Here is a 12,954-nt window from a genome sequence, read left to right on the forward strand (position 1 = left end):
GCGGTCAAGGACAATGTTGTGTCACAGAACCGTGAACAGTTGGTGTGTACGCGGCTCGTGGAAATCAGACGAAAAGGCGTAGTCACGCAATTTCACGTATCGACGGATCGTTGAATCTGGACAATATTCGCGAACAATGCAGTTCACGAGTGAACTATTCCTGCATCGGGCTGTTAGCGTCCGAACGTCATTCAGACACACCACAAGCGGGGAGTTTTCATGAAATTGTTCAACAAATCGAGAAGGTTGTACGGCTTCGCCTGTGCGGTGGCCGTTCTCGGCGGCCTCGTGGCCTCCGCGCCGACGGCCGTCGCTCAGCCTGCTGCGGCGGCGCCCAACCACGCTGCCGCACCGCTTGGCGTGCTGCCACAGGAGGGTGGCTTCAACTCGTCAGCCCCCATCTATGCGGGCGACCGGATTCGAAACATCACGCAATCGACCAACGGCAATGTTGACTGCACGGTTGGAGCCGTTCTGCTGCCTGGCCCCTGGGAGATTCTCCGCAACATCTTGACCGTCGGCTTCGCCAACACTCGCTGGTTGGTGACCGCAGGCCATTGCGGCAACGTGGGCGACAGTTTCTCGGCGGTGACTTCCGGGGAGGTCATGGGCTACATCGACAAGAAGCTCGACAATGCCGACGTCGCTTTCATCAAGGTCGAACCGGGCAGAAAAGGAAGTAAGAATTTCTACTGTGCCCCTGGATCATCCTCGATCGGATGCACCGGTGTCGGTCCGACAAGCTACTTTCCGCGGGCCAGTGGCAGGGTGACCTGCTCGCAATTCGGTCGAGACGCCCGGACTGTCCACCCGGTCAAGGGCTACGCCACCGATCTTCAAGGTGACTACCGGTACTGCGGGTCGTTCTCACCCGGTGAGCAGGTTGTGATCCCGCGGATAGAGGGCAGGGGTATCCCCAACGCGTTCTTCTCGCAGGTGCGCTACTCGCTGCCCGGCGACTCGGGATGCCCGATCTTCAGGCTCGGCGCAGACGGGGCCTACCTGGCCGGGATCACCAGCACCCGCCAGCAGGCTCTGGATCCGAACAACCCGCACTTCGGCGTCACGGCGACGAACCTCATGTTCGCGGTCGATCAGACCTACCACATCCTGGAGAAGGAGTAGCGGCATCGACCAGCCAGAGTCACCCCCTCGTGGCGACTCTGGCTGGTCACCGCCGTACCGCCGAGCGGGTCCGGGTCAGCTCTGGGAGTCGCGCCAGCGGCAGAGTTCGGCCAGTGGGGTCATGTCGTAGTCGGGGCCGTTGACGCCGACGGTGAAGAAGGTGACGCCCTCGGCCTTGAGGGCTTCGGCCTTGGCCACCAACGCTTTCAGGCCCTCGTCGGTGGGCACGGTGCGGTCGAACTCGACGCCCGCCGAGTGCTCGATCTCCGCCGCGTCCCGTCCGGCGTCGGCGCAGTGAGCCGCCAGCACGCCCGACTTGTGGCGGTATGACTCCACGTCGACGAAGTAGTGCCAGGTCTGGGCGTACTGGGCCACGAACTTCAGAGTCTTCTTCTCCCCGCCCCCACCGATGAGGATGGGGATCTGGCGGGTGGGTGCGGGGTTCAACTTGCCCCAGCGCTCCACGATCCGCGGCAGCGCGGTACCGAGATCGTTCAGACGTGAACCGGCGGTACCGAACTCGTAGCCGTACTCGTCGTAGTCACGCTGAAACCACCCCGACCCGATGCCGAGTATCAGTCGACCGCCGGAGATGTGGTCGACCGTGCGCGCCATGTCGGCCAACAGTTCTGGGTTGCGGTAAGAGTTGCAGCTGACCAGGGCGCCGATCTCGATGCGGCTGGTCTGTTCGGCCCAGGCACCCAACATGGTCCAACACTCGAAGTGGGCGCCGTCGGGATCGCCGTACAGCGGGAAGAAGTGATCCCAGTTGAAGGCGACGTCCACGCCGACCTCCTCGGCGCGCGACACCGCGTCGCGGATCGAGGAGTAGTCGGGGGAGTGTTGCGGTTGGATCTGAACGCCGATGCGGATGTTGTGAGCCATGGCTTCAGGTCTACACGCGCGGCGGACGCACGCGCCAAGGTTTCCTGGTGAACAACCGTTGAACCGGGTTGCGTGTCCGGGCGCTATGCGAACATGTGTTCGTGTCCCCGTCCATCCTGCACGCCGACCTCGACTCGTTCTATGCCTCGGTCGAACAGCGTGACGACCCCACGCTGCGTGGCCGACCGGTCATCGTCGGTGGCGGTGTGGTGTTGGCGGCCAGCTACGAGGCGAAGGCGTTCGGTGTCTGCACTCCGATGAACGGTGCGGCGGCGCTGCGGCTGTGCCCGCATGCGGTGGTGGTGCCGCCGCGATTCGAGGCGTACACCCAGGCCAGTCGCGACGTGTTCGAGATCTTCGACGACACCACACCGCTGGTCGAAGGGCTCTCCATCGACGAGGCTTTCCTGGACGTGACCGGGTTGCGCCGGATCGCCGGTGAGCCCCACGTGATCGCACAACGGCTGCGCGCGCGGGTGGCCGCCGAGGTGGGATTGCCCATCACCGTGGGCATCGCCCGCACCAAGTTCCTGGCCAAGGTGGCCAGTGCACATGCGAAACCTGATGGGCTGCTGGAGGTCTCGCCCGACGGGGAACTGGAGTTCCTGCATCCACTACCGGTGGAACGGCTGTGGGGGGTGGGCGCGGTGACCGCGGCGAGACTCCACGACGTGGGTATCGGCACCATCGGTGACATCGCAGCGGCGGGTGAGGCGATGCTGCGGGCTGCGCTCGGTAGGTCGGCTGCGGCGCACCTGTACGCGCTGTCGATGGCGCGTGATCCGCGTCGGGTCACCACCGGGGTGCGCCGCCGATCCATCGGTTCCCAGCGCGCGCTGGGTCGGGGGCCCACCTCGCCGGCCGACCTCGACGCCGCAGTGATCGCCATCGTCGACCGGCTGGGGCGCCGGCTGCGCCACGCTCATCGGGTGGCGCGAACCGTGGTGCTGCGTCTGCGGTTCGGCGACTTCACCTGCGCCACCCGCTCCCACACGCTGACTGAGGCGACCGCAGCCACCGACGTCATCTTGTCGGCGGCGCGGCGTCTGCTCGCCGACGCGATGCCGCTGGTGGGCGAGCGTGGCTGCACGCTGATCGGGGTGTCGTTGGGCAACCTCGACACCGACGACGCGGTGCAGCTGGTGCTGCCGTTCGCCCAGACCGACGCCCTCGATGCGGCGCTCGACGATCTGCGTGATCGCTTCGGTGCCGGCGCGCTCACCCGGGGAGTGCTGCTGGGTCGCGAACCGGGAATGGAGGTGCCCAAGCTGGCCGACTGAGTTCATGACTGTGGGCAACGTGCCATCGTCGGATGTCCTACGGTGTGCGGGTGGCATCACACCGACGCGGCATCGTGGCCGCCATCGCAACCGTCTTGACCGCTGGGTCACTGGCCGTGCTGACCCCCGGCGGACCTGCCGCAGCGGCCCCGGTCGATCGGTTCTACTTGCCGCCGACCGCGCTGCCCGCAGACGCCGGCGCCGTGGTCAAGACACGGCCCACCGCGGTACTTCTGCAGATCCCGGCGTTTCCACGGCCGTTCCCGGGGGCCGCACGCACGGTGATGTACACCTCCCGGTTGCAGGACGGCACGCCCACCGCGGTCACCGGCACCTTCATCGAGCCGTTCGTGCGGTGGCGGGGACGCGGCCCACAGCCGACGGTGGTGATGGCTCCGGGAACGGTGGGACAGGGCGATCAGTGCGCGCCGTCGAAGTTGATCGCGACCAGCGTCGGCATCGACCCGAGCAAACCGAGCATCGGACTGAACTACGAGATCCCCTTCGCCACAGCGTTGTTGGCCTCTGGCTACAAGGTCTTCATGACCGACTACATCGGTCTGGGCACCCCGGGCGTACACACCTACGTCAACCGCGTGGAGGAGGCGCACGCCGTGCTCGACGGGGCGCGGGCCGCTCTGCGGCTGGGCCGGGCGCCGTCGAATGCGCCGGTCGCGTTCTGGGGTTACTCGCAGGGCGGCGGTGCCAGCGCCGCGGCGGCCGAACTCGCGTCGACCTACGCCCCTGAGCTGAACGTGAGGGGCACCTACGCGGGTGCGCCGCCGGCTGATCTGGTCAAGGTGTTGGCGCGCGTCGACGGCAGCTCCATCTCCGGGGTCATCGGGTACACCGTCAACGCGCTGCTGGCCCGCTACCCCGACCTGCGGCCCATCATCGCCCGCGAGGCCAGCCCGTCGGGTCGGCGTGTGTTGGCGCAGCTGGCCGGCGATTGCGTCGGTGACACCGCGCTGCGGTTCGGGTTCCGATCCACCCGCGAGCTGACCACGGCACGTCAGCCCCTGTCGGCTCTGGTGGCCCGCTACCCGCAGGTACTGAAGGCGATCGACGAGCAACGCATCGGTCGGCTGAGGCCCAACGCACCAGTCCTGGTGGACACCGGTGTCAACGACGACATCATCCCGCACGGGCAGGTGCTGACGCTGGTGTCGGACTGGCGGGCCAAGGGTGCCGACGTTCGGTTGATCACCGACACCACCCCACCGATCTTCCCGCGGTTGGCCCTCAATCACGCGCTGCCATATTTGTTGAGTGCTGCACCCGCGCTGCAGTTCCTGCAGGCCCGATTCAACGGGTGACCGTGTCACGTCGGCACCGACCGTGGCCGTTGGCCGTGGGTCACCCGCGCCAGGGGTCATCAGTTGCACTGGGGCCACGTCGTTTTCGCTGACGGACCTGCTCGAGCAGTTCGTCGGGATGGTGTAGGTGGTTGACGCGAGGGGTTCGGGTGGGATCGATGTGTGCTGGGGCGATCCATCCGACGCGGCCTCGGTAGGGGCCGGATTTCATGATGGTGGTCGACCATTGGTGGGGCCCGGCGCCGATGGTGGCGTGGTGGCTGGGGCAGGCGGACGCGAGATTGTTGATGTCGGTTGCGCCGCCGTTCGACCAGTCGGTGTCGTGGTGGGCCTGCACCCAGGATGAGGGCAGGCAGCAGCCGGGTTTGGTGCAGCCTTTGTCTCGGATGTCCAGCATGATTCGTTGGGCGTGTGAGGCGAGTCGCTTGGTGCGGCCGAGGTAGAGCGGTTGCTCCTGGAGGTCCATCACGGCGAGCCAGGCGTGGTTGTGGCCGGCGAGTTCCACGGCATCGGCGACGGGGATGGTGCCGCCCGAGGGGGTGGTGACCACTCCGGTCATGCGTTCGAGCTTGTCGATGGGTATGGTGATGACGACCTGGGCGGGCGAGCCTTTGCTGCTACCGAGGGCTCCGGTGGCGATGATGTGCGTGAGCATCGCCGAGAACGCATCGTGGCGTCGTTGGGCGGGTGATCGCAGGTCGGTGCGGGCGGCCTCGTCGGGGTCGGTCGGGCAGGGATCGTCGGGGTTGTGTTTGCCGGGTGCGGCCCAGGTGTCGAGCAGGACGTCGAGTTTCGCGCGGGTTGCGGGATCCAGTGTCGCGGTCAGCTTCGACATCATTTGTGCGTCTTGGGGACTCAGCGTCAGCGCCCGGTGGCGGGCGCGGTCGGATGGTTCGGTCAGTTGCCCGTCAGGGTCGAGGTGAGCCAACAGTCGGTCGCCCAGCATGCGGATCTCGCGGGGCCGGAAGCAGGTTGCGGCTTCGGCCAGTGATGCCGCCGCCGAGGCCCGTTCGTCGTGGTCGACGGCAGCGGGGATCTTGTCGTACACAGACAAGACGGTGTCGGCGGCCGCCTCGCTGATCACGCCGGCCCGCACGCCAGCGGCGAGGTCTGGGTGGACAGGTGGCCGCTGGTCTCCTGTCAGTGTTCGCATCGCGACGATCGCGGTGGTGATCCGCATGCGGCGGGCCGCCTCGGCCGGGGACAACCGGAGCTCGTCGATCAACAGATCTCTACCGTTCCGGTGTCCCCAACGGGTGTCGAAGCCACGATCGGAGATCTCCACCAGCGCCTCGGCGGACGCGGCGACCGCTTTACGAGCCAGACGCTCGATGCCGTGCACCAGCGTCCGCAGTTCGGCCTCGTCGAGCTTGGTCAGTTCGGAGTCCAGCAGGCGGTCGAGCAGGTTCTCCGCGAGCTGCAGGTGAGTCACTGCGGTGACTGGCACATCGGCAATCGCAGTCAACTGTTGCTCACCCCCCGGCGTCGCGACGACCGAGCACGTACTCGATCTGCTACTCCGTACTGTACCACAATATACGAACACACGTTCGAATTATTCTCGAGGCTGGGACGAGGCGCCACGGCGTCCGCTGAAGGCGGGGCCGCCGAAATACAGCCGCACCTTCACTGTGTGCACGCAGCTTCCGTTGCCAAGGGCGAGGCTCCCCGTGACGACTATGTCGCCGATGCTGACAGCACCAGCGTCGCGCGCATGCTCGGCGACGGCCTTGGTGATCTGTTGGCTCAGTTGCGGACCTCGGAGGTCGGCTGGCAACTCACATCGAAATGTCGCCTCGTTGCTTTTCGCGATACAGCAATTATGTGCGGTCAGGCGAGACGGGTATCTGTGGGCCCGGATGAGTGAGGCCGGTCTGGTGTTGCGCCGGTCTGCGATGTGTCAGCCACCAGGTGACGGCGACTCCCATCCCGACCATGGTCGTGGTGCCGAGGCCCGCCAGCACCAACCCGCCCGCCGGGCCCAGCACGGCCACCACCGGGGCGCCGATCAGATACCCGCACAACATCGCAGCGGTGTTGACCGAACCCATTGTCGACAGGGCACGTGCCCGCGCCGAATCAGCCACTGCGTGAACGATGACGAGGCGGATTGCTGCTACCTGTGCTGCGTTGGCGGCACCAGCGAAGCTGAAACACAACCCAGCGAGCCACGGACTCGGTACCAACCCTGCAAGCAGGAGTCCGAAACCCATTGCCACACCAGCCGCGACCAGGCTTCGTTGGGCTCCGGCGTGCGTCACTCGTGCGCCCAAGCGGGAGCCGACCAGGTGTCTCTGCCTCGACATCAGCGTCGGCGCGATGCGGTGATGCGGTGATGCTACGATGTTGTGGTGCGTACCACTCTAGACCTCGACCCGGTGGTGCTCAGTGCCGCCCGTGCGAAGGCAGCTGCCGAGCACATCTCCCTGGGCAAGGCCGTATCCGAGCTCGCGCTCTCCGGCCTCAAAGCGCCGCGCGCACCGCGCAGTGCGCCATCGGGTTTCCCGGTGCTGTCCGGCGTCCCCGGACGTCCAGTCACCGACGAGCTGGTGGCGTCCTACCGCGATCACGAGATCGACGGCGACGAAGCGGACGACGACGGTGTTGCTTGACGTCAACGTGCTGCTCGCCCTGACGTGGGACCAGCATGTTCATCATGTGATGGCGCACGAGCGGTTCGCCGAGCTGGATGCCTGGAGCACGTGCCCCGGCACCGAGGCGGGGCTGCTTCGGCTGCTGTTGACCGAGCGGGTGGTGGGCCGAAAGGTGACCGGCGGCGAGGCGCTCGGGCAGCTGGACGCGATGCGGCGGGTGCCGGGGTGGAGCTTCCTGGCCGATGCGGGCTCGCTCGCGGCACCTGTGATCGACACCCGCGTGCTGATGGGGCGCCGACAGGTGACCGATCTTCAGCTCGTGAACCTGGCGGCTTCCAACGACACGAAACTCGCGACGTTCGACGCCACGATCGAGGGTGCGCTCGTGCCCGCGGATCGGCGCTGGGTCACCGTGTGGAGCGGGTGACGCCGAGTTCGACGGTCTCCACCAACGTCACCTGATCGGGCGCGACCGTATCCGGAAGGAAGGCATAGCCCTCGGGTGCGATGACGAGGCTCCCGCCGCCAAGGGTCTACGGACGCACTGAATCCCAGCAGCCGGCACATGTCAGCGGCCGGGGAAATCCGATCGACGCCGGCCGACGCGGGGCCTGCGGTGCTGACATGTCGCTCTTTCAGCGGACCCACCGCCGCGGCCGCGATGGCCGCGACCGCGAGTCCCAGCGCCACCCACGCACCGGAATTGCTCAGCCACCCGGTGGCCGCGTCGTCGATCCACCATCCGCGTACTGCGACGGCGAGGACACCGATCAGCGCGAGTGGCCCGGCCGGGGCGGGGGCGACGATGAGGCCGGGGACCATGAACCGCAACGCCATGACGGCGAAGAACACCAAGAGGAACAACGACGAGGCCCAGCCGGCAGGAGTCGTCGCGGTCACTCCGATGAGGATGTGGGCCAGGACGATTGCGATCCAGATGCCCGGCCAGGCCCGGGTCACCACCCCTGCAAGAGTCATCCGAACGCCGCGAGTGCCCGTGCACCCGATGATGCCCAATACACACCCCGAGCGCGACCGGCGTGACGGTCATGGACGCGAACCGGAGGCGGCGGGCGTCCCCGGCTACCACACAGGGATACAACACAGGCCCGCATCGGTGCGAAACCGGTTGCGGGCCTGTGCTTTTACAGTGTGAGGTGTCCTGGCTGTTACTCGGCGCCCACGATGAACGCTTCGAGCTGCTCACGCGCGACGTCGTCGGCGATCTGCTCGGGCGGGCTCTTCATCAGGTAGGCCGAGGCGGGCAGGATGGGGCCGCCGATGCCACGGTCCTTGGCGATCTTGGCGGCCCGCACGGCGTCGATGATGATGCCGGCCGAGTTGGGCGAGTCCCACACCTCGAGCTTGTACTCCAGGTTCAGTGGCACGTCGCCGAAGGCGCGACCCTCCAGGCGCACGTAGGCCCACTTGCGGTCGTCGAGCCACGCCACGTGGTCCGAGGGACCGATGTGGACGTTCTTGTCCTCGACCTTGCCTGCCAACGAACCGGTGAGGTTGGAGGTGACGGCCTGGGTCTTGGAGATCTTCTTCGACTCCAGACGCTCACGCTCGAGCATGTTCTTGAAGTCCATGTTGCCGCCCACGTTGAGCTGGTAGGTGCGGTCGAGGGTGACGCCACGGTCCTCGAACAGCTTGGCCATCACGCGGTGGGTGATGGTGGCACCGACCTGGCTCTTGATGTCGTCGCCGACGATAGGAACGCCTGCGGCACGGAACTTCTCGGCCCACACCGGGTCGGAGGCGATGAACACCGGCAGGGCGTTGACGAAGGCCACGTTCGCATCGATGCAGCACTGCGCGTAGAACTTGTCGGCTTGCTCGGAGCCGACGGGCAGGTAGGACACCAGCACGTCGACCTTGGCGTCTTTGAGCACCTTGACCACGTCCACACCCTCGCCGTCGGCTTCGGTGATGGTCTCGCGGTAGTACTTGCCCAACCCGTCGAGGGTGTGGCCACGCTGCACGGCGACACCGGTGGGCGGCACGTCGGCGATCTTGATGGTGTTGTTCTCGCTGGAGACGATCGCCTCGGACAGGTCGAAGCCGACCTTCTTGGCGTCGACGTCGAACGCGGCCACGAACTCCACGTCGCGCACGTGGTACGGACCGAACTTGACGTGCATCAGGCCGGGAACGCTGGCGGTCTCGTCGGCGTCCTTGTAGTACTCCACACCCTGAACCAGGGATGAGGCGCAGTTACCGACGCCGACGATGGCTACGCGCACTGAGTTGTTGTCACCCATGGTCGGGCTCTCTTTCTTTCGGTGGTGAATCTGATGTGTCCGGGCCTCCGGAGTCGGCGGTCCCGGCGGGATCGTCCGACGATTCGGCGGCGATGAGGTCGTTGAGCCAGCGCACTTCTCGCTCGCTGGACTCGAGACTCAACATGTGGAGCTGCCGCGTGTAGCGATCGACCGCCCGATCGGAGCGGCCCACCGCCTCGCGGAGGCCTTCGCGGCGTTCCTCGACCTGGCGACGTCGACCTTCCAGGATCCGCATGCGAGCCACGGCCGGTGTTCGGCTGAAGAATGCGAGATGCACCCCGAAACCGTCGTCGGTGTAGTTCTGCGGCCCGGTGTCCGACACCAGCTCGGCGAACCGTTCCTTACCTGCGGGTGTCAGCTTGTACACCCGCCGCGCACGTCGCTTGAGCGTCCCCGGGGGCCCGGCGTCCTCGACGATGAGGCCGTCGTTCTGCATCCGACGCAAGGTCGGGTACAGCGACCCGTAGGAGAACGCCCGGAAGGCGCCCAGCAGGCCGGTGAGGCGTTTGCGCAGCTCGTAGCCGTGCATCGGCGCCTCGAGGAGAAGTCCAAGCACAGCCAGTTCGAGCATCTGCCGACATCCTCCTCTCAACCTGTCGTCCCAACGTGTGACGGCGATGCTACACCGTTATGTATCGGGCCGATATAACTGGGTCAGGAAACCGGGGATGAACCCAGCCTTGCGCGTAGACGAGCGCCAGCCGAACAACGCGATCCCCGCGGCACGCCCGGTGCTGCACGTACTCTTGACGACGTGCTCGTGCAACGACAGACGGTGGATTACGCGCTGCAGCGCCGTTCCCTGCTGTCCGACCTGCACGCGGGGCGTACCGCGGTGGCCTCGGTGTGCGACGCCGACCCCTACCTGCTGCGGGCGGCCAAGTTCCACGGTCGGTCCAGCACGGTGGTGTGCCCGGTCTGCCGCAAGGAACAGCTGACGGTGGTGTCGTGGGTGTTCGGTGACAAACTGGGCCCCGCCTCGGGTTCGGCCCGCACCCCCGACGAGATCACCCGACTTGCCGCAGGCAGCGAGGAGTTCACCGTCCACGAGGTGGAGGTGTGCCGCAGTTGCCGGTGGAACCACCTCATCCAGTCGTTCGTTGCCGGGCTGCCACCCCGGCCCCGGGTACGTCGCTCGCGGCGGGTGGCCGGCACCGCAGAGTGACCGGGTCAGCTCTGCATGCGAGGAGGGCTCTGGCCCCAGGACAGATGATTACGGAGATGTTGTTGTGAGTAACGGAGCCGCGGCCACGCCGCGTTCGCCCCGCGAGAAGAAAGCCCTCCGGTTGCGCATCGTGGCCTGGGTGGCCGGTGTGGTCGGGGCCATGTTCCCCCTGGCTGTGGCGGTTGCCGCGATCGTCTTCCTGTTCACCTACCTCGGGCAGTCGGTTCCCGGCCCCGATGACATCAAGCAGAACCAGGTGGCGACCATCGTCGACGCCGCGGGTGGGCAGATCGCGCGCATCGTGCCGCCGGAAGGCAACCGCACCGACGTCACGATCGACAAGATCCCCCTGTCGATCCAGAACGCGGTGATCGCCGCCGAGGACCGCAACTTCCGCACCAATGCCGGCTTCTCGGTCACCGGTCTCGGCCGTGCGGCACTGGGGCAGGTGACCAACAACGCCGACGCCGGCGGTGGGTCGACCATCACCCAGCAGTACGTGAAGAACGCGCTCGTCGGCGACGAACGCACCTACACGCGGAAGTTCAAAGAGCTGGCGATCGCGACCAAGATGTCCAACGAATGGTCCAAGGACGAGATCATGGCCGCCTACCTCAACACCATCTACTTCGGTCGTGGCGCCTACGGCATCTCGGCGGCCGCGCAGGCCTACTTCAACACCGACGTCACCAAGATCACCGTTCCGCAGGCCGCGGTGCTGGCCTCGTCCATCCGGTCGCCCTCCTACTACGATCCGGCCACCAATCTGGCTGCCGCGCAGGAGCGTTGGCGCTACGTGCTCGACGGCATGGTTGCCATCGGGGCGTTGCCCAAGGGTGAGGAGACCACCCTGGCGTACCCCAAGGTCGCACCGGTGCGCGACACCTCCGGCGGCGTGACGGCCGGACCCAATGGGCTGATCAAACAACAGGTGCTCGCCGAGCTGTCCTCGCTGGACATCACCGAGCAGGACGTGCAAACCGAGGGCCTCAAGATCACCACCACCATCGACCCCAAGGTGCAGAACGCCGTGGTCAAGGCGGCCAACGGCCAGCTGGAGGGAGAGCCGAAGAACATCCGCGACGCGGTGGTGTCCATCGATCCGCGCACCGGCGCCGTCCGCGGCTACTTCGGCGGCAACAACGGACAGGGCTTCGACTACGCGCAGGCCGCCCTGCAGACCGGCTCGTCGTTCAAGGTGTTCGCACTGGTCGCTGCGCTCGAACAGGGCATCCCGCTGTCCAAGGTGTACGACGCCTCGCCGTATCAGGCCCCCGGCGGCACCACCATCACCAACTCCGACGGTGAGAGTTGCGGACGCTGCAACCTGGCCACGGCGCTCAAGATGTCGTTGAACACCGTCTACTACCGGCTGATGCTCGACCTCAACGGTCAAGCCCAGGCGGTGGCCGACGCCGCGCACCAGGCCGGCGTGGCCGAGAGCTTCGGTGACATCAAGAAGACGCTGGAGAACACCGACGGGTCCGGTGTCGAGGGTGGCGTGGTGTTGGGTCAGTACGCCTCGCGCGTCATCGACATGGCCTCGGCCTACGCCACGCTCGCCAACTCCGGCGTCTACCACGCCCCGCACTTCGTGCAGAAGGTGGAGACCAGCGATGGTCGGGTGCTCTTCGAGCGCAAACCCGATCCTGGCCAGCGGCGTTTCCCGGCTGCGGTGGCCGACAACACCACCGCCGCGATGAAGCCGATCGCCGCCTACTCACGCGGGCATGCCCTCGATGACGGCAACCGTCCGTCGGCGGCCAAGACCGGCACCACCCAGCTCGGCGACACCGGCCAGAACAAGGACGCCTGGATGGTCGGCTACACCCCGCAGCTGTCCACCGCGGTGTGGGTGGGCACCGACCGCAACGAGCCGTTGAAGAACTACCAGGGCTCCATCGTCTACGGCTCAGGTCTACCCGCCGACATCTGGCAGGCCGCGATGGACGGCGCGCTCGACGGAGAACCGGTGATGAACTTCCCCGAGCCCACCGAGATCGGCGGGCAGGCCGGGGTCCCGGTGGAGGCGCCGCGGAGCACTCCCCGGTCCAGCTCACCGAGCGTGCCCGGGCAAGACGGGGTGCCCTCGACCACGCTGGAACAACCAGGCATCACCCTGGCCCCGGGCATCACCATCCCGCTGGGTCCGCCCACCGAGCGCACCGTGCCCCCGGTGCCGGGTGACACACCCCCCGACGGCGCCGACAACGGGAACGGCAATGGCAACGGGAACGGCAACGGCAATGGCAATGAGAACGGCAACGGGAATGGCCCGTAGCGTCGACGCACAGGTCGATGCGT

12 protein-coding genes are annotated in these 12,954 nt (G+C 66.7%); 7 read left to right on the forward strand and 5 right to left on the reverse strand.

Going from position 1 to position 12,954, the window contains the following annotated elements:
• Window positions 1-219 precede the first annotated feature (219 nt).
• Window positions 220-1,125 (forward strand): hypothetical protein, encoded by a 906-nt coding sequence (locus tag KIK15_RS13580; RefSeq protein WP_214245223.1) that lies wholly within the window; start codon window positions 220-222, stop codon window positions 1,123-1,125.
• 75 nt (window positions 1,126-1,200) lie between these two features.
• Here KIK15_RS13580 and KIK15_RS13585 read toward each other — a convergent pair whose 3' ends face one another.
• The gene (locus KIK15_RS13585; protein ID WP_214245224.1) at window positions 1,201-2,010 is read right to left on the reverse strand and encodes an LLM class F420-dependent oxidoreductase; all 810 of its coding nucleotides are present in this window, start codon (window positions 2,008-2,010) and stop codon (window positions 1,201-1,203) included.
• A gap of 101 nt (window positions 2,011-2,111) precedes the next feature.
• On the opposite strand from KIK15_RS13585, the gene dinB reads away from it, so the two are divergent.
• Together dinB and KIK15_RS13595 are read left to right on the forward strand one after the other, a co-directional pair.
• On the forward strand, window positions 2,112-3,290 hold the full coding sequence (gene dinB / locus KIK15_RS13590) for a DNA polymerase IV (protein WP_214245225.1): 1,179 nt from the start codon (window positions 2,112-2,114) through the stop codon (window positions 3,288-3,290).
• Window positions 3,291-3,322: 32 nt separating this feature from the next.
• On the forward strand, window positions 3,323-4,606 hold the full coding sequence (locus KIK15_RS13595) for a lipase family protein (protein WP_214245226.1): 1,284 nt from the start codon (window positions 3,323-3,325) through the stop codon (window positions 4,604-4,606).
• 40 nt (window positions 4,607-4,646) lie between these two features.
• On the opposite strand, the gene KIK15_RS13600 is transcribed toward KIK15_RS13595, so the two are convergent.
• Entirely contained in the window at window positions 4,647-6,053 is a 1,407-nt protein-coding gene (locus tag KIK15_RS13600) for an HNH endonuclease signature motif containing protein (RefSeq protein ID WP_214245227.1), read from the reverse strand.
• 373 nt (window positions 6,054-6,426) lie between these two features.
• A complete protein-coding gene (locus tag KIK15_RS13605; protein ID WP_214245228.1) occupies window positions 6,427-6,693 on the reverse strand; it encodes a hypothetical protein in 267 nt (88 codons plus the stop codon).
• 264 nt (window positions 6,694-6,957) lie between these two features.
• On the opposite strand from KIK15_RS13605, the gene KIK15_RS13610 reads away from it, so the two are divergent.
• Together KIK15_RS13610 and KIK15_RS13615 are read left to right on the forward strand one after the other, a co-directional pair.
• Window positions 6,958-7,218, forward strand: coding sequence for a hypothetical protein (locus KIK15_RS13610; protein WP_214245229.1), 261 nt, complete (start codon window positions 6,958-6,960; stop codon window positions 7,216-7,218).
• Window positions 7,208-7,627 carry a TA system VapC family ribonuclease toxin gene (locus tag KIK15_RS13615; protein ID WP_307851889.1) on the forward strand — a complete coding sequence of 140 codons (420 nt, stop codon included), beginning with the start codon at window positions 7,208-7,210 and terminating at the stop codon, window positions 7,625-7,627. Before KIK15_RS13610 ends, KIK15_RS13615 begins: the two co-directional genes overlap by 11 nt.
• Window positions 7,628-8,369: 742 nt before the next feature.
• Here KIK15_RS13615 and KIK15_RS13620 read toward each other — a convergent pair.
• Both KIK15_RS13620 and KIK15_RS13625 read right to left on the reverse strand, forming a co-directional pair.
• A complete protein-coding gene (locus tag KIK15_RS13620) occupies window positions 8,370-9,464 on the reverse strand; it encodes an inositol-3-phosphate synthase (protein WP_214245230.1) in 1,095 nt (364 codons plus the stop codon).
• Window positions 9,457-10,056 (reverse strand): PadR family transcriptional regulator, encoded by a 600-nt coding sequence (locus KIK15_RS13625; protein ID WP_214245231.1) that lies wholly within the window; start codon window positions 10,054-10,056, stop codon window positions 9,457-9,459. The genes KIK15_RS13620 and KIK15_RS13625 overlap by 8 nt, the downstream gene beginning before the upstream one ends.
• Before the next feature lie 189 nt (window positions 10,057-10,245).
• Here KIK15_RS13625 and KIK15_RS13630 point away from each other — a divergent pair, with 189 nt between their 5' ends.
• A complete protein-coding gene (locus KIK15_RS13630) occupies window positions 10,246-10,650 on the forward strand; it encodes a DUF5318 family protein (RefSeq protein WP_214245316.1) in 405 nt (134 codons plus the stop codon).
• A gap of 160 nt (window positions 10,651-10,810) precedes the next feature.
• Complete coding sequence (locus KIK15_RS13635) at window positions 10,811-12,931, forward strand: transglycosylase domain-containing protein (protein WP_214245317.1); 2,121 nt, start codon at window positions 10,811-10,813, stop codon at window positions 12,929-12,931.
• Window positions 12,932-12,954: the final 23 nt, after the last annotated feature.

Origin of the sequence: Williamsia sp. CHRR-6 (assembly GCF_018474015.1) — a bacterium.
Classification (GTDB): Bacteria; Actinomycetota; Actinomycetes; order Mycobacteriales; family Mycobacteriaceae; genus Williamsia_A.